Below are 17,164 nucleotides of genomic sequence, written 5' to 3'. Positions count from 1 at the left end.
TACGGGATAGAAGAACTCAAAGTAGATGACGAAGCTTTCCTCTCACCTTTACCTCGCCAACGGGACTCAATTGGGTCGAGACGCTGAGGTTCTCCGTCGTGCCTCAATTGCGAATGCCGCCATGGTCAAGTCCGGGGTCAGGCCAATTTTGACATTGCGCCATTTCGCTCGGGACAGCGAGTTGTCCTACGACTATCTTCGGAAGGTCGTCCGACGTGGGGTTGACGACTACGAAACCATCAAGCGAAAAAAGGACGATGGTTCGTTTCGCTTTATCTCGTCGCCTAGACCAGATTTGATGCATGCACAGCGATGGCTCTTAGAGCACGTGTTGGGCAATTTGGATCTACACGAGGCGGCGTTTGCATATCGTAAGGGCGTCTCGATCGTTCACTGTGCGGAAGTGCATGTCGGCGCCAAGTGGCTTGTCAAGATGGACCTACATAACTTCTTTGGAGAGATTTCCGAGTCGCGTGTTTACTCCGTTTTTCGGAACCTCAACCTTTCGCCCTTGCTCTCCTTTGAAATCGCACGAATTTGCACGCGTGTGCCTTCGGAAGCCGAAATGACTGGGAAAGTTCGACTCTTTTCGGCGTATTCGCAGCACGCTGAAGGCGTGCTCCCTCAGGGTGCCCCAACGAGCGGCGCAATTGCGAACGCAGTCGCAACAGCTCTCGACGTGAAGCTTGACGCGATTGCTAGTCGTCGAGGTTTTGTATACACGCGCTACTCGGACGATCTAACTATGTCCACGCACGAAAAAATCTCTCGAGATGACGCGAGCAAGCTGATAGCTGACTTCGCTCGCGCGATCCATGGAGCGGGTTTTCGTGTTCACTCGAACAAAACGCGAGTCATCACTCCTGGTGCACGGAAAGTAGTGTTGGGACTCCTAGTTGGCGACCGGAATGTCCGATTGCTTCCCGAGTTCAAACGTCAGGTTTTGAATCACATCAGAGGGGTGCGGAACAACGGGCTGGTAGCTCACGCCGCACATCGACGGTTCCGGTCCTCGCTGTCGATGGTCAATTATCTAGACGGATGTTTGGCATTCGCTCATGGCGTTGATCGTGAATGGGCAGCTGCCGCAACGTCAAGCTGGCGCGAAGCGCTGACGAACGATGGATTCCTCGATTCGGCCGGCGTCTGAATACTCTGCCCAAGGCGGCCGGTTTGTGCAGGTAATGGAAGTTTCCTGATCGGTTCTGAATGACCATGGCACGATGGCTCACTGCGTCGCGAATCCAACGCCAAACACCGGGAAACTACACAGAGATACTGGATGTGACTCTGGTGCGGGGTGACTCAAAATTACACTGACGCCTTTCGAGGTTGTCTTTGAGTGGATCTGTCCGCCGCACCAGAGCCGCTAATGCCGCTTGATCGGGGCGACATGACTTGATAGGAGCCTGGCAACCAGTCTCACCTCTGTGCTGTCTGCCCTCCCGACCCAACGGTGATTTCTGAATAGACCGCCCGGCGTTGCAACGACCCTCAGAAACCGCCGCGTTCTTGGCCCTATTTTCAGTCGGCGTTAACAGGTGATAGCGCCAACTGAAAGTAAGGCCAGTATCGCCGCAGAAATGGCCCTATTTTCGGTCGGCGTCAACAGACGGCTATTCACGAAGTACGTCTAGCCGGGCGCAATGCTCTCGTGCGGTACCCGTTCCGGGCGCGCTGTTCCAGATCGCGCCTCTTGAGCGCGAGGACGTGCGTCTTTAGCTCGATTGGTCGCAGTAGTGACTGCTACTCGTCAAAAGCCCGGGACTCGATGGTAAGGACCATCTGGGATTGCCGAAGACCCCTGCCCGCACACTCCGACCGCAAGCGCGCGACGGTCTCCCGAAACCAGGTAATCGACCCAGTCCACGCCAACCGCTTAGCGATCTCGCGCTGCGACACGCCCTCATTCACATGAAGGCGACGAACCAAAGCCCACTCTTCCACCGTAATCACCCATCAATCGTGCTCGGATGGCTCAGTTTTCACCGTCGATTCTGACTCGATTTCTAACCGGCGCTGACATCCTTAACCGGCTGACCACCGACACCCCACATCACCACAGCCGCTCGCCGAGCGCGACAAGCTGGAAGCCGTTCTAAGAGGCGACTGACCCTCGTCCTCGACACCGGAAGCGAGGTGAGCTGCCTCCAACTACTTCGCATCCACACTCACGCGCGACAGAGTCTGTGCAGCCTTGACCCGACGCCGTCGGCTGATGAACGAGTAGGTCAGAGACACCGCAAGCGCGCCGAAGATCGTCGCCGAGATCGGATCAGTCACAAAGATACCGAAGCTGCCGTCGGATATGAGCATCGACTGCCGAAACGACCGTTCCAGGATCGGTCCGAGAATGAAGGCCAGTACGAGCGGCCCGGGGTCGAAACCGGTCTTAATCATAATCCAGCCAAAAACACCGAAGATCAGCACCACCCACATGTCGAACGGGTTGTTATTGATCGAGTACACGCCCACCATGACCACCATGAGCGCGAAGGTCGCAAGGATGCCGGTTCTCACCCGCAGCATCTGAATAAAGATACCGATCAGTGGGATATTGAGAATCACGAGCATCACGTTGCCGATGTACATCGACGCAATGACGCCCCAGAAAATGTCCGGCCGATCTTCGATCAGCGACGGGCCGGGTGTGATCCCCTGCAGCAGCAATGCCCCGTAGAGCATTGCGAGCACCACGTTGGACGGGATACCGAGAATCAGCAACGGTATGAAAGCGGATGTCGACGACGCGTTGTTCGCTGTCTCTGGACCGGCAACCCCCTCAATCGCTCCTTTGCCAAACCGTGACGGGTCTTTCGCTCGGCGCTTCTCGAGCGCGTAGGAAGCGAGGGATGAAATAACCCCACCCCCTCCGGGCAGCACGCCGATCACGAAGCCGAGCAGTGAACCGCGTGCGATGGCGCCGGAGGAGTCCCGAAAATCCTTGCGTGACGGCCAGATGTTCTTGATCTTCGTCGTGATCGCCTGCGCCTTTTCGGTGCGTTCGAGGCTGTGCAAGAGCTGGCCGACGCCGAACAGGCCCATCGCGATCGCCACGAAGTCGAAGCCGCCGAGCAGGGAGGGAATCCCGAAGGTGAAGCGGGCCGTGCCCGTGATCGGGTCCTGACCCACGGTCGAGAGCAGCAGGCCGATCGCTGCCATGCACAGGCTCTTCATCGTGGACCCCGTGCCGAGGGACGTCACCAGAAAGAGCCCGAGTACCATGATCGCGACATAGGAGGCGGGGCCCACTGCGACGGCGACCTGCGCCAGCAAGGGCGCGAGAAATGTCAGCCCGATGATGGCGACGGTGCCGCCGATGAAGCTGCCGATCGCACTGATTCCGAGCGCGGGGCCCGCGCGGCCCTGCTTGGTCATCTGATACCCATCGAAGGTGGTCACCACGGATGCCGCCTCCCCCGGAATGCGCAGCAGCACCGAGGTGATCGTTCCGCCATACATCGAACCGTAGTAGATGCCCGCGAGCATGATCACGGCACTCGTGGCGTCCATCGTGTAGGTGATGGGCAGCAACAGCGCGATTGTGGCCGTCGGGCCGAGGCCCGGAAGCACGCCGATGGCGGTGCCGATGACCACACCCACAAAGACGAAAAGCAAGTTCATGGGCTCGAAGGCAACGGAGAATCCGAGACCCAGGTTGTTGAAGGCGTCCATGTTACATTCCGATCAGTCGGGTGATGGTGCCCGCGACGATGTCGTCGGGGAAAGGAACACCGAGCAGAACCGCGAAGCCCACATAAAAAACGGCGGTGCCGCCACCGGCGAGCGTGAGGGCGAGCCGCCAGGATTCCTCGCCGAACACCCGCAGCCAAAGAAGAAGAAGCAAGAAGGCGGGCACAACGAAGCCGAGCGCCGTGAAGAGAAGGATGAAGACCACGAGGCTCAGCACGCCGCCCACGAGCAGTGTCGTCCGCCGCGTCCACTTCTCGTAGGCCTCAATATCGGGAATGACGGTGAGTATGGCCGCCGCGATCGAGACCGCGATTGAGACCACCAAGGGCCAGAGCCCCGGCCCGGGGTTGGTGAGTTCGCCCAGTCCGAGACGCCAGGATCCGATCACGGCGGCGAACCCGGTAGCCAGCAGCACAACAGGGACGAGTCGGAAGCGGCCCTGGTACCGGCCAGCCGTTGCGAACGGAGCAGGCTCGGCGACTTGGACGGCCTCGAGGGTGTCCTCGCTCATTCTTGTCCAAGGATGGGTTCGTAGAGTCTCTGCATGTCAGCGAAGACCTCATCGAGGGCTGCTGCGCCGCTGAACTCCGCCGGAACGAACATCTCGCCGATCTGGTCGATGACAGTCGCGTCTTCCGAGCAGGTCTTGAGTTCGGACTCAAGGGTGGACACGATGGGATCTGGCATGCCCTTCGGTCCCATAACTCCAAAAACGGACACCGCGTTGACCAGCTCAGTGAATCCCAGCTCGGCCAGGGTAGGCACGTCCGGGTACCAGTCCGCCCGTTCGGGGCTGCTCACCGCGAGCGGCACGAAAGACCCCTTGTCGATGCGCGATTGTACGTCTTGGTGGTCGGTGATGAAAAGCGCATCCACGTGACCCCCGAGCAGGCTGGTGGTCATCTCCGCGTTGCCCACGGCGGGAACGGCAATCACCTCAATGTCGTATTCCTCATATAGCCGCTGCAGCTCGATTGCCGCAGAGGTGGTCGCGCCCGGAACGGCAACACTGAGCTTGCCAGGGTTCTTGTCAGCCGCTGCAAAGAAATCATCGGCGCTCTCATAGGGAGAATCTTCACCGACAACCAACACGGTCGGCATCTGCGCCATCACACCAACCGAGGTGAAGTCTTTGATGCTGTAGTTGAGCTCGTTAATCATGGGATTCATCACCAGCGGGCCGTTCGTACCGAGCGTGAGTGTGTAGCCGTCAGGTTTGGCGCTCGATACGTCCTGCATGGCCAGTCCACCGCTACCGCCCGGCTGGTTCTCGACGACAAATGTCTGCCCGAGCCCCGCCTCGAGGCAGGAGGCGAAGGCGAGGGCCGTCACTGTGGACGGCCCTCCCGCCGCAAACGGCACCACGAAGGTAACGGGTTTCGACGGGTATCCGCCTTCGGCCTCCTGCGCCCCGGCAGAGCCGGAGGCGCTACAGCCCACGAGGCCCATCATGGCCAGTCCGGCGAGCGCGGGTAGGAATACAACAGTGTTCTTCTTCAAAGCTGACCTCATTGTCATCTGTTTGGTGCCTCATGGCGGAGTAATTAGCGCAGTGATTCGCGTCAGCCCATTTCACTCTTGCAGAATCATGAATCCATTTCCAATACTATTTTGGGGTCGAATTGATACCCGTGGCATATAAAAGTGTGTCTAGGTTTAGACCCGTTCGAGCAACATCGCCGTTCCCTGGCCGAGCCCCACGCACATCGTGGCCAGCCCCCTGCGGGCGCCCTCGCGTTCCATGCGGCCCATCAGGGTGATGGCGATCCGTGAGCCCGATGAGCCGAGTGGATGCCCGAGGGCGATCGCCCCGCCATCACGGTTCACGACCTGCGGGTCGAGCCCGAGGCGCCGAATACAGGCCAGCGCCTGCACAGCAAAGGCCTCGTTGAGCTCGATCGCTCCCAGATCATTGACAGACCATCCCACGTGCTCGAGCACCTTACGGGTGGCCGGCACTGGTCCGATTCCCATGATCTGCGGCGGCACCCCTGCCGATGCTCCGTGCACGATTCGGGCGCGTGGCGTGAGACCCAGCCGTTCAACGGCACTCCCACTCGCCACGATCACGGCAGAGGCTCCGTCATTGAGCGAGCTCGAATTGCCCGCCGTCACGATTCCGTCCGGCCGCACGACCGAGCGCAGGCCCGCGAGGGTCTCGAGACTCGTGTCCCGACGCGGCCCCTCATCGTGCTCCACGAGACCCTTCTTCGTCGTCACCGGAACGATCTCGGCCGCAAAACGGCCGCCATCGATGGCCGCGGCGGCCCGCTCGTGGGAGCCAAGGGCAAAAGCATCCGCTTCTTCGCGGGTGATGCCATCGACACGGGCGAGCTCCTCGGCCGTTTCCGGCATCGAGAGAGTGGTCGTCGAGGCAAATTTCGGGTTCACGAATCGGGCACCGATGCTCGTGTCAGCGATCTCGCCCGGTCGTCCGAAGGCCTTGTCCGGCTTGGCCAGCACCCACGGCGCCCGCGACATCGATTCCACCCCGCCGGCCACGACCACGTCGGCGGCTCCGCTCTTGACCATCTGCGAGGCGAGGATGATGGCACTCAGGCCCGAGGCGCACAGGCGGTTGACGGTGAGCCCGGGGATCTCGTCGGGATAACCGGCGAGCAGGCTCGCCATGCGCGCCACGTTGCGGCTGTCTTNACGTTGCGGCTGTCTTCGCCGGATTGGTTGGTGTTGCCGAGAATTACCTCATCGATCGCAGCGGGGTCGATGCCGGTGCGGTGCACAAGCTCGCCGAGCGCAAGAGCCGCAAGATCGTCCGAGCGGATGCTTGACAGGGCTCCGCCGTAGCGGCCGACGGGGGTGCGCACCCCTCCCACCAAAAAAGCCTCGGCCATCAGCGCGCTCCCCCATTGATGTAAAGCGTTTGGCCGGAGACATAGGAGGAATCGTCGCTCGCGAAGAATGCGATAGCGGCTGCGACCTCGTGCGGTGCCCCGACCCGGCCGAGCGGCGTGCGCTCGGCGACCGCTTTCTGGTGTTCCTCCGCGGTGCTGCCGACCCGCTTGGCGGTGGCCGCGGTCATGGCCGTGGCGATGTACCCCGGTGCGACCGCGTTGACGGTGATGTTGAACGGCCCGAGTTCGAGGGCGAGCGTAGCCGTCAGCCCCTGAATCCCTGCTTTGGCCGCCGCGTAGTTCGCCTGTCCCCGGTTTCCGAGCGCCGAGCGGCTGCTGAGACTCACGATCCGGCCGTAGCGGGCGGGAACCATAAATTTCTGCGCGGCCTGAGCGCAGAGGAAGGCACTCGTGAGGTTGGTGACGAGCACCGAATCCCAGTCGGCGCGCCCCATCTTGAACAGCAAGTTGTCGCGGGTTATGCCGGCATTGTTCACAAGAATGTCGAGTCGACCGGCGCGGGCGAAGACCTGGCTGAAGGCTTTTGCTACCCGGTCTTCGTCGGTGACGTCGCACACGAGACCACTAGCCGACCCGCCCGCCGCGACAACGGCCTCGGCTTGGGAGATCTGCTGGGCCGTTTCGGCCGCGCGCTCTCCATTCAGATCAAGGATGGCCACGTGCGCGCCTTCCGTTGCGAAGCGCAGTGCCGTCGCCGCCCCGATACCCTGCGCGCCGCCGGTAATGACCGCGACCCTGTCGGTGAGCCTATTCATGAAATCTCCCTGCCTGGTCTGTTGTGGGACGCTCGCGGGCCGGAGGCTCATGCGAACGCCGAAATTCCGGTGATGTCGCGGCCGATCAGCAACGATTGGATCGAGTCCGTGCCCTCGTAGGTGTGCACGACCTCCATGTCGGTGAGGTGCCGAGCCACGTGGTTTTCGAGCAGCAGGCCGTTGCCGCCGAGCATGTCACGGGCCTCCTGACAGATCCACCGCCCCTTCTGGGCCGTGTGCATTTTGGCGAGGGAAGCCATGGCCCCGGTCATCTTGCCTTGGTCAGCGAGCGTGGCCAGCCGGAAGCAGAGGAGTTGCATTGCAGTGAGCTCGGCGAGCATATTGGCAAGTTTGTTCTGCACAAGCTGAAAGCTCCCGATGGGCTTGCCGAACTGAACGCGGTCGCGGGCGTATGCAACGGCGGCCTCGTACGCGGCGATGCCGTGTCCCAGAGCCTCCCACGAGGCCCCGCCACGGGTGGAATTGAGCACCCGTACGGCGTCCGCGAAGGAGTGGCCGTTCACGAGCTTATTTTCGGCGGGAATGCGCAGATTCGTGATCGTGATGTCCGGCTGCAGGATGGCCCTTTTGCCGACCTTGCCCGTGATGACGGAGGCTTCGTAACCGTCGGGGAAGGAGCCGTCGCTGTTCTTCTCCATGACGAAGGCCTTGACCTTGGCGTCGGATTCGTCGCGCGCCCAGATCACCACGACGTCAGCGAAACTCGCATTTCCGATCCAGCGCTTGGCTCCGTTGAGTACGTAGTGCGCTCCCTCGAGTCGCGCACTCGTTTCGAGCGCTACCGAATCGGATCCGTGGTTGGGCTCGGTGAGTCCGAACGCGCCCACGAGGTCGAGCGCCGCGAGCCCGGGTAGCCAGCGCTGCTTCTGCTCCTCACTACCGAGCATGTTGATCGTGCCCATGGTGAGACCGGACTGGACCCCGATGAAGGTGTTGATCGACCCGTCAGCGCGGGACATTTCGAGGGACACCATTCCGGCGCCCAGGCGGCTCAGCCCGGGGCATCCGTAGCCCTCGATCGTGCCGCCCACGATCCCGAGTCTGGCGATCTTCGGAACCAGCTCGAAGGGGAACGCGGCGCGATCCCAATAGTCGTTGATGATGGGGAGCACTTCCGCGTCGGCGAAGGCCCGCACCTTGAGGCGGATGGCGCGCTCCTCATCACTGAGGAAGTCGTCGACCAGATAGTAGTCACTATTTATGACTGTGTCAGTGTTGATGGCGGTGTCGGTCATGCTGTGCCTTTCTGTTGCTGCCTCTGCGGCATTGCATCGGCGATAAACCAGCGGTCGAGCGAACTGCGCTCCTCGGCGTCGAGCAGTCGAGCCGTCCCGTGCACTGGGTGCACGGGAACCATCACGGTCGAGGCATCCAGTACCGGGTGGCCGGCCTGACTGCCTGAATAGTGCAGGGTGTACGACGTGGATCCCACCCGGGAGACCCACACGTCGATCTCGACGGCGGGGCCGAACTCGATCGGGCGGCGAAAGCTGAGCTGCAGCGCGGCCACGACCGTCGGGGAGTCGACGTGGTCGTAGCCCGTGAGCGCCTGCGCCCGCCACGCCAGCCTGGCTTCCTCGAGCAGGGTGGCGACACGCGCGTTATTGACGTGGCCATTGAGATCCTGGTCGCTCCACCGCACCGCAACCCGGGCACGGAATGGCTCAGTCAACGAGCTGCGCCTCGCGTGTGGCAAGCCACGAGCGTACGAGGGCGGAACTCTCGTTGAGTTTCGGCGGAGCTAGATCGTAGGTCACCGGGGTCTGGGAGAATTTCACCGGATGCCGCACCGTGGGAATGCGGCGATCCCCGGTTCCCGCCAGCACGACCGGCTCAAGGCCGAGCTTTTCGGCGAGCTCGATGCCGCCCTTCACGTCCTGGATCGGTGCACACGGCAGGCCCAGCTCGGAGAGAAACTCAAACCACTCCGCGGCCGAGCGCCGGGCGAGCTGACGCTGCAGGATCTCCCGCAGCGGGCCACGATGCGCGTTGCGGGCCTGGGGCGAGTTGAAGCGGGCATCCGTCGCCGCCTCCGTGATGTCGAGCGCCGCGCACAGCTTCGTGAATTGGGGATTGTTGCCCGCTGCAATGATGAGCATTCCGTCGCCAGTCGGCATCGGCTCATAGGGGTAGAGGCTCGGGTGCTCATTGCCCATGCGGGTAGGAATGACCCCGCCCGTGACGTAGGCGGCAGACTGGTTGACCATCCCGGAGAGCGCGGAAGAGAGCAGGTTGAGTTCCACGCGCTGCCCACTGCCGGTGAGGTCCTTGTGGTGCAGGGCACCCAGGATGCCCATACCCGCGTGCAATCCGGTGATCACGTCGAACATTGCGAGCCCCGCGCGGTAAGGCTCGGTGTTCTGGCCGCCGGTGAGGCTCATCATGCCGGACACGGCCTGCACGAGCAGGTCGTAGCCGGGAAGCCCGGCCCCCGTTCCGGTGCCGAATCCGGTGATCGAGGCGTAGATTACCTCGGGGTTCCGTGTCACAACCGAGTCGTAGTCAAGGAAGAACCGGTCGAGGCCACCCGGTTTGAAGTTCTCCACCAGCACGTCGGCCCGCGCTGCGAGCTCGTGGGCCACCGCGCGGTCGGCCGCGTCGTTCAGGTCGAGCGCGATCGAGTGCTTGTTGCGGTTGACCGAAAGGTAAAACGTTGCCTCGTCGTCGCGCACCGGCGGGATCCACCCACGGGTGTCATCGCCCTCCAGACTCTCCACTTTAATGACGGTGGCACCCATGTCGGCGAGCAGCATGGTGCAGTACGGGCCGGCAAGAACGCGGCTGAAGTCTGCCACAATGATTCCGCTCAGTGGCCCGCTTCCCGGTCGACCGAAAATCCTGTGCAGCCTCGTTGCTGCGCCAGATTCATCCATTGAATGACTCCCTGTTCGTCTGTCGTGCCTCCACTGTCGCAAATGGAATTCCTCCCTGTCCAATATCAATTACGCCCTCGATTGATACTCTCAGGGCAATAGTGCATAAATCGTTGACAGTTTCATGCGCCTATCGCAATAGTTGACGCATGGAAATCCAGCAAATTCGTGCGTTCCTGGCCGTGGCCGAGGAACTTCACTTCGGCCGCGCTGCCGCAAAACTCTTCATGGCGCAGCCCCCACTGAGCCGGGCTATCCAGAACCTGGAGCGCGAGCTCGGAACCCTGCTCTTCGCCCGCAGCACCCGTTCGGTGCGTCTCACGCCGGCGGGCGAAGCGCTCGTGCAGCCAGCCACAGACATCCTCGACGGCGTGCGTCGGGCGGGGGTCGCGGTGTCGTCGGCGGGAAACGGCGAGACCGGCCGGGTGCGAGTGGCCTTCGCTGGAGCATCATCACACGTCATGGTGGGTACACTCGCCAAACTCGTGCGCGCGACCCACCCGGGAATCGACTTCGAGCTCTACAGCTCTAACTTCGCCACCCCCGCGCTCGACAAGGTGATCAACCAGGAGATGGAGATCGGACTGGGGCGGTGGAACTTCATCCCGGCCGGCATCGAACATCGGGTGATCGCCTACGAGAACCTCGTGATCGCGATCCACTCCAGCCATCCGCTCGCCGATCGACAGTCCGTTTCCATGAAAGATCTCGTCGGCGAACACTTCGTAACGTTGCCGCAGGACCCCGGCGCGATCCTGCGCGACTACCTCATGCGACTGGCCAGCACGGCCGGCTTCGTGCCCTCCATCGTGCAGGTGGCTCCCGACACGTGGACGCTCGTCTCGCTCGTCGCGGCCGAGATCGGCGTTGCACTCACCGTCTCCACGGTGGCCGAAAACGTGCACTACCCCGGCGTTGTTTTTCTGCCCCTCGATGACGAAATGGCGCCCATCCTCTTGCAGCTCGTGTGGCGCGCCGACAATGACAGCCCGGCACTGCGCGAGGTCCTGCGACTCTCTGAAGAGGTACTCCCCACTCCACCCGTGATTCCCACCACCGAGATTCATGCTGAATAGAAATAATTCCGCCCCCGATTTGGTATTGGATCGAAAATAGATTTACTGGCACAGTCGAGAGCGTGGCGCTGGTCACCCAGCGCGCAAATTCGGCAAAGGAGCCACTCATGCCCGCGACCACCTCGGATATCCTGAATCTCGACGGGCTGCTGAGCGCAGCCGAACTCGAACTGCGTGACACGGTTCGGACCTTCGTACGGGAGAGAATCAGGCCGTATATCAAGGACTGGTACGAATCGGCGCACTTCCCGCTCGAGATCGTGGAACAGATGGGCGCCTTCGGGCTGCTCGGCATGCACCTCACCGGCTACGGCTGCCCCGGCCGGTCGAGCGTGGAATATGGCCTGGCCGCCATGGAACTCGAAGCCGGCGACTCCGGCCTGCGCACCTTCGTGAGCGTGCAAGGTTCGCTCGCCATGAGCAGCATCCACAAGTGGGGCTCCGAGGAGCAGAAGAACCAATACCTGCCCGAGATGGCGGCCGGCCGGCTGATCGGATGCTTCGGACTCACCGAACCGACCGCAGGTTCCGACCCGTCGAGCATGGCAACGACCGCCCGCCGGGATCACACCGGGGGCTGGATCCTCGAGGGATCCAAGCGGTGGATCGGCCTCGCATCCGTTGCCCAGATCGCGATCATTTGGGCCATGACCGACGAGGGCGTGCGCGGTTTCATCGTGCCCACCGACACACCTGGCTTCACTGCGACGCCGATCGAGGCGAAACTATCGATGCGGGCCTCCATCCAGTGCGACATCCTGCTCGACGACGTTCGGCTTCCCGACAACGCGCTACTGCCGGGAGCGCGCGGCCTGAGCGGACCGTTCGCGTGCCTGAATGAGGCCCGCTATGGCATCATCTGGGGTGCGATGGGCGCCGCGCGGGACAGCTACGAGGTGGCCCTGGCGTATTCCCTCGAACGCATGCAGTTCGACAAGCCCCTCGCGGCGTACCAGATCACTCAGGTCAAGCTCGTGAACATGCTCCTCGAGATCCAGAAAGGCACGTTGCTCGCCATCCACACCGGTCGTCTGAAGGACGCCGACGTGCTCGAGCCCGTGCAGATTTCGCTCGGCAAGCTGAACAATGTGCGGGAGGCCCTCAAGATTTGCCGTGAGGCCCGATCTATTCTCGGCGGTAACGGCATCACCCTGGATTATTCGCCATTACGGCACGCGAACAACCTTGAGTCCGTGCGCACTTATGAGGGAACCGACGAAGTGCACACCCTCATCCTCGGCAGCCACGTCACCGGCATTCCGGCCTTCCGGTAGACGGTTATCGTGCACAAGTCCCACAGAAATCTTCTGCTGCCCTCTGCGGCCGTCGCTCTCGCCGTCAATCTCGCCGTCGCTCTCGCCGGCTGCCAGGCCGGCGCGACGGGCGGCGGCGAAACCTACCCGTCACAGCCGGTTACGGTACTCATACCGTACGCGGCTGGCGGCCCGTCCGATCTCACCGCCCGGTCGATTTCGTCCTGCCTCGGCGACGGTTTCGGCGAGACCTTCGTGGTGCAGAACAAGGCGGGAGGCAGCGGGGCGGTCGCCATGCAGGAACTCGCGAGTGCGAAGCCCGACGGCTACACCCTCGGCCTGGGCACTGCGGGGACGCTCGTAATGACCCCGATGGTGAACTCCCTGGCCTATTCTCTTGACGACTTCACCCCGATCGGCGTGATGGCCGAGAACCCCACACTCATCGTCGTCGGTGACGATTCCCCCTACGAGAACGCGGAAGCGTTCTTCGCGGCGGCCGAGAAACGTCCGGGCACCCTCACGATGGGCGTACCCGGAGCAACGAGCCCGGCCGCGATCGAACTCAAGCGCCTCAAAGACCAATACGACGTCGAGGTCGTGGCCGTGCCCGCAACGGGAAATGCCGAGATGACTACGAACCTGCTCGGGGGTCACGTCGATGCGCTCTTCATCAACGATCACCCCGACGTTATCTCCCGCATCGATGAGGGCTCATTTCGGGCCCTGGCCGCGACGACGCCCGAACGGCTACCGTGGCTGCCGGAGTTGCCGACGCTTGCGGAACTCGGCTTCACCGATCTCGTGGATGCGACATCCGTCTTTGGACTGTTCGGCCCTCACGATCTGCCGACACCCGTGGCGAACGCGCTCGAAGGCGCACTCGAGGCGTGTCTGACCGACCCCACGGTGCTCGAGCAGCTCGGGGAGAACCTCGTGCCCGCCAAGTTTCAGGGCGGCACAGCCCTCGGCGAGAGTCTGGCCGAGATACAGGCCCTGTACCGGCCGATCCTGGGGGGCTGAGTCGTGCGCGAAATCCAGGGCCTCACCGAGCTAGCGGCACTCGTGGGTGAGGAGCTCGGCGTGAGCGAGTGGCACACTGTGACGCAAGATCAGGTGAAGGCCTTCGCCGATTCGACGGGCGACCAGCAGTGGATCCACGTTGACCCTGTTGCGGCTGCGGCCGGACCATTCGGCCGGACCGTGGCCCACGGGTACCTGACGCTATCGATGATCCCGTACCTGACCAAGCAGGTGTACCGGGTCAACGGGCTGCTTATGGTCGTGAACTACGGGCTGAACAAGGTCAGATTTCCGAGCGCAGTACCCGTGGGCTCGCGCGTGCGCGACCGGCTGACACTCGTGTCGGTGACGGCATCGGAGCGAGGTCACCAGGCCGTCGTCCGCCACCACATCGAGATTGATGGTGCGGACCGCCCCGCCTGCGTCGCCGAAACGGTGTCACTGCTGGTCGAATAGCCAGCCGATTCCGGCACCCCCGCCAAACGAGAGCACCGAAACCACGTAATTCTTCGGTGGTTGATCATACATAAGGAACCCAAATGTATGTGTATCCATCCATGGTTTTACGTGTCTGCAGCCGGGAGGCTGGCTGAGAGTGATCGTCATCACCGAAAAGCAAGGAGGCTTTACGATGACCCAAGCCCTGAGTCAGTCGCCAGTCAACACCCCGCAGAAAACCCCGAAATCACGGATAAAGCGCGTGGTCGCCGCATCCATGGCCGGCACAGTCGCCGAGTGGTATGAGTTCTTTATTTACGGTACGGCCGCGACTTTGGTCTTCGGTTCCCTGTTTTTTCCTAAAACGGGGAATCCATTGGACGGGATCATTGCGGCCTTTGCCACGTACGCGGTCGGCTTCCTCGCCCGGCCTCTCGGAGGCATGGTTTTCGGTCATTTTGGTGACAGGTATGGACGCAAGAAGCTGCTGCAGTTCAGCCTCCTCTTGGTCGGCGCAGCGACGTTCCTCATGGGCTGCCTGCCTGGGTTTCAGGAGATCGGCTACTGGGCGCCCGCACTGCTGGTGCTCTTGCGGTTTCTTCAAGGTTTCGCCGTTGGCGGTGAGTGGGGCGGCGCCGTGCTGTTGGTCAGCGAGCACAGTCCGCAAAATCAGCGCGGATTCTGGGCCAGCTTCCCCCAGGCTGCCGCACCGGTCGGCAACGTGCTGGCGACCGTCGTCATGCTCGGGCTTTCCTGGACCTTGGACCAGTCCTCGTTCATGGCATGGGGCTGGCGGATCGCATTCTGGCTCTCGGCACTGATCATCTTTGTGGGTTACATGATTCGCCGTACGGTCGAAGATGCACCGGTTTTTATCGAAGCGATGCGCAAGCAGCGGGAAGCCCAGCGCGAAGCAGCAACCCTGCGGGAAGTCCTGCGCACTTACCCTGCCCAGATCACCAAGGCGCTGATCATGCGCATCGGGGAAAATTCCTCTTACTACCTCATGATCGTCTTCGCTATCACGTACCTGACCGTCCACGTCAAGGTTGAATACTCGACTGTCCTGTTGGTGCTGTTCGTGGCCAACGTCGTCCAATTCTTCGCCATGCTCGGAGGCGGATGGCTCTCGGACAAGATCGGTCGCAAACGCACCATCGGTATCGGGTACGCGGGCCTATTGGTCTGGGCATTGACGTTCTTTCCGGCCTTGGACAGCGGCAATTTCTGGGCCATCCTCGCCAGCACTACCTTTGGGCTGACCGTCCAGGCCGCCGCGTATGCACCGCAGGCAGCCCTGATGTCCGAGATCTTCCCGACACGCATGCGTTACTCGGGATCCTCATTTACCTACCAGATCGCCACCATCTTCGCGGGCTCCGTGGCCCCGATGATCGCCACACTGCTGCTGAACCAGTTCAACAACACTCTTCCGATCGTTATCTACGTCGTCGGGATCCTCATCATTTCTACCGTGGCATTGTCCATGCTCAAAGAAACACGTGGACTGGATCTCTCCTCCCTCGACCGGATACACGAAAACGAATTGGCCCGCTAACCTACCGCACCGCAGGCCGTGGACCCGCTGCTACAGCGGGTCCACGCCCATTTTCAAGAGAGATTCCGACCGCCATGAATACGAACGAACAGGTTACGGAGCGCACCCTCGCCATGGGATTGAACAGCCCCGTGGCGGTAGTTACCGGAGGGAACGGATCGATCGGCCGCGCCGTTGCCGAACTCTTCCTCGGCAAGGGGATGCGCGTCGTCTCGGCCGATCGCCAGCCCCCACCGCAAGATGCAACGCCATCCGGCAATGACTTGCAGATGCACTACGAAGCCGACGATAGAGAAGGGGCGCAGAAACTGGTCGAGGCGCTGCCTGATGACGCGGCGATTCAGCACCTTGTCCTGGCCGCTGGGATCTATCCAGAACGTGAGTTCGCCCGCATCAGCGAGGTTGAATGGCAGGACTGCCTCGACATCAATCTCACCGCCGTCTACCGCCTGCTCATTGCGACGCTGCCCCGGCTGGCTCCGGATGCCTCCATCGTTTTGATCAGTTCCATCGCTGGACTGCGGGGAAGCAAGGGCCATGCCCATTATGCGGCGAGTAAAGCCGGACTGCTTGGGCTTATGCGATCCGTGATGTGGGAGCTCGGCGGGCAGCGGCGCATCAACACTGTATCTCCGGGCATCATTGAAAACCGTATGACACAGTCGCTCCGCGACAGCGCAGGCACGACGATTCTCACCAGCACGCCGCTGGGCCGATACGGAACTCCGGCAGAAGTGGCCGCAGTCATCGACTTTCTGTGCAGCCCCGGCGCCTCCTTCGTCCACGGCGAGAACATCAGCGTCAATGGTGGGTTCTATGTCAACTGAGAATCGGCCGGCCCCCTTGAGGGCTGTGGTGACCGGCGGAAGGTCCGGCATCGGCCAGGCCTGTACCGACGCACTGCTGGACCAAGGGTATCGGGTAGCAGTTTTGGACATCTCCAATGACACCGCCTCCCAGATCGACTCCGACACACAGGCGCAGTTGCTCAATCTGCGCTGCGATGTCCGCGATCGCCAGGCCGTCTTCGAGGCATTCGCCGCAGTACAAGACCAATGGGGAGGATGCGACGTGCTAATTAATTCGGCCGGAATCGCACGCCCCGGCCCGAGCGAGACACTCCTGCCGGAGGACTGGAACGTTATGGTCGACGTCCACCTGACGGGCGCCATGTGGGCATGCCAGGCGGCTTTTCCTGCCCTGGCCGCCAGCGACCGGGCGGCCATCGTTAACATTTCCTCGGTGGCTGGGCGCATGGGAATGCCCCACAGGGCGAGCTACAACGCGGTTAAGGCCGGCATCGAGGGCCTTACCCGATCACTGGCGGTCGAGTGGGCCCCGCACGGAATCCGGTGCAACGCCGTCGCCCCTGGATATGTCGATACCTCCTTCACTCAGCTTCTGGAGGAATCAGGCCAATTAGACAAGGCTCCGATTGTGAGTCGCACGCCGCTACACCGGTTTGCGCACCCAACCGAAATTGCTGAGAGCATCCTATTCCTGGCTTCCTCGGCGGCGTCGTTCGTCACGGGCCACACCCTCGTTGTCGATGGAGGATTAACGATCGACGGCGCTTGGTACGAATAGCCCTTGACGCGCAG

Annotated in this window: 15 protein-coding genes and 1 pseudogene; 8 read left to right on the top strand and 8 right to left on the bottom strand. The window is 62.0% G+C overall.

Going from position 1 to position 17,164, the window contains the following annotated elements; translation table 11 throughout:
* Positions 1 to 25: 25 nt before the first annotated feature.
* Entirely contained in the window at positions 26 to 1,150 is a 1,125-nt protein-coding gene (locus tag CXY72_RS05530) for a reverse transcriptase family protein (RefSeq protein ID WP_104126696.1), read from the top strand.
* A 1,004-nt stretch (positions 1,151 to 2,154) separates the two neighbouring features.
* On the opposite strand, the gene CXY72_RS05520 is transcribed toward CXY72_RS05530, so the two are convergent.
* The 8 genes and pseudogenes from CXY72_RS05520 to CXY72_RS05485 form a co-directional block, all read right to left on the bottom strand.
* Positions 2,155 to 3,675, bottom strand: coding sequence for a tripartite tricarboxylate transporter permease (locus CXY72_RS05520; protein ID WP_104126694.1), 1,521 nt, complete (start codon positions 3,673 to 3,675; stop codon positions 2,155 to 2,157).
* Position 3,676: 1 nt separating this feature from the next.
* Entirely contained in the window at positions 3,677 to 4,204 is a 528-nt protein-coding gene (locus CXY72_RS05515) for a tripartite tricarboxylate transporter TctB family protein (RefSeq protein ID WP_104126693.1), read from the bottom strand.
* Positions 4,201 to 5,193, bottom strand: coding sequence for a tripartite tricarboxylate transporter substrate binding protein (locus CXY72_RS05510; protein ID WP_199183965.1), 993 nt, complete (start codon positions 5,191 to 5,193; stop codon positions 4,201 to 4,203). Before CXY72_RS05510 ends, CXY72_RS05515 begins: the two co-directional genes overlap by 4 nt.
* 156 nt (positions 5,194 to 5,349) lie before the next feature.
* A pseudogene (locus CXY72_RS05505) lies at positions 5,350 to 6,545 on the bottom strand (acetyl-CoA C-acyltransferase).
* On the bottom strand, positions 6,545 to 7,321 hold the full coding sequence (fabG, locus tag CXY72_RS05500; RefSeq protein ID WP_104126692.1) for a 3-oxoacyl-ACP reductase FabG: 777 nt from the start codon (positions 7,319 to 7,321) through the stop codon (positions 6,545 to 6,547). The pseudogene CXY72_RS05505 and the gene fabG overlap by 1 nt, the downstream one beginning before the upstream one ends.
* Positions 7,322 to 7,368: 47 nt before the next feature.
* Positions 7,369 to 8,577: an acyl-CoA dehydrogenase family protein gene (locus CXY72_RS05495; protein ID WP_104126691.1), complete on the bottom strand. Its 1,209-nt coding sequence runs from the start codon at positions 8,575 to 8,577 to the stop codon at positions 7,369 to 7,371.
* The gene (locus CXY72_RS05490; RefSeq protein ID WP_158252490.1) at positions 8,574 to 9,014 is read right to left on the bottom strand and encodes a thioesterase family protein; all 441 of its coding nucleotides are present in this window, start codon (positions 9,012 to 9,014) and stop codon (positions 8,574 to 8,576) included. The genes CXY72_RS05495 and CXY72_RS05490 overlap by 4 nt, the downstream gene beginning before the upstream one ends.
* On the bottom strand, positions 9,007 to 10,215 hold the full coding sequence (locus CXY72_RS05485; RefSeq protein ID WP_104126689.1) for a CaiB/BaiF CoA-transferase family protein: 1,209 nt from the start codon (positions 10,213 to 10,215) through the stop codon (positions 9,007 to 9,009). The genes CXY72_RS05490 and CXY72_RS05485 overlap by 8 nt, the downstream gene beginning before the upstream one ends.
* A gap of 149 nt (positions 10,216 to 10,364) precedes the next feature.
* Here CXY72_RS05485 and CXY72_RS05480 point away from each other — a divergent pair, with 149 nt between their 5' ends.
* The 7 genes from CXY72_RS05480 (at position 10,365) to CXY72_RS05450 (ending at position 17,150) form a co-directional block, all read left to right on the top strand.
* Positions 10,365 to 11,291: a LysR substrate-binding domain-containing protein gene (locus CXY72_RS05480; RefSeq protein WP_104126688.1), complete on the top strand. Its 927-nt coding sequence runs from the start codon at positions 10,365 to 10,367 to the stop codon at positions 11,289 to 11,291.
* Positions 11,292 to 11,398: 107 nt separating this feature from the next.
* On the top strand, positions 11,399 to 12,565 hold the full coding sequence (locus CXY72_RS05475) for an acyl-CoA dehydrogenase family protein (protein WP_104126728.1): 1,167 nt from the start codon (positions 11,399 to 11,401) through the stop codon (positions 12,563 to 12,565).
* Positions 12,566 to 12,574: 9 nt separating this feature from the next.
* Entirely contained in the window at positions 12,575 to 13,567 is a 993-nt protein-coding gene (locus CXY72_RS05470) for a tripartite tricarboxylate transporter substrate binding protein (RefSeq protein WP_158252489.1), read from the top strand.
* 3 nt (positions 13,568 to 13,570) lie between these two features.
* Positions 13,571 to 14,023, top strand: a complete 453-nt coding sequence (locus CXY72_RS05465; RefSeq protein ID WP_104126686.1) for a MaoC family dehydratase — start codon at positions 13,571 to 13,573, stop codon at positions 14,021 to 14,023.
* A 175-nt stretch (positions 14,024 to 14,198) separates the two neighbouring features.
* Positions 14,199 to 15,563: an MFS transporter gene (locus CXY72_RS05460; RefSeq protein WP_158252488.1), complete on the top strand. Its 1,365-nt coding sequence runs from the start codon at positions 14,199 to 14,201 to the stop codon at positions 15,561 to 15,563.
* Between the two features lie 74 nt (positions 15,564 to 15,637).
* Positions 15,638 to 16,390, top strand: a complete 753-nt coding sequence (locus CXY72_RS05455; protein WP_104126685.1) for an SDR family NAD(P)-dependent oxidoreductase — start codon at positions 15,638 to 15,640, stop codon at positions 16,388 to 16,390.
* Entirely contained in the window at positions 16,380 to 17,150 is a 771-nt protein-coding gene (locus CXY72_RS05450; protein ID WP_104126684.1) for an SDR family NAD(P)-dependent oxidoreductase, read from the top strand. Before CXY72_RS05455 ends, CXY72_RS05450 begins: the two co-directional genes overlap by 11 nt.
* The last annotated feature ends 14 nt before the right edge of the window (positions 17,151 to 17,164 follow it).

This window comes from Cryobacterium sp. Y57, from assembly GCF_002929505.1.
In the GTDB taxonomy this organism is placed as follows: domain Bacteria; phylum Actinomycetota; class Actinomycetes; order Actinomycetales; family Microbacteriaceae; genus Cryobacterium.
The sequence above is the reverse complement of the archived record's forward strand: the minus strand, read 5'-3'. Positions and strand labels throughout refer to the sequence as shown.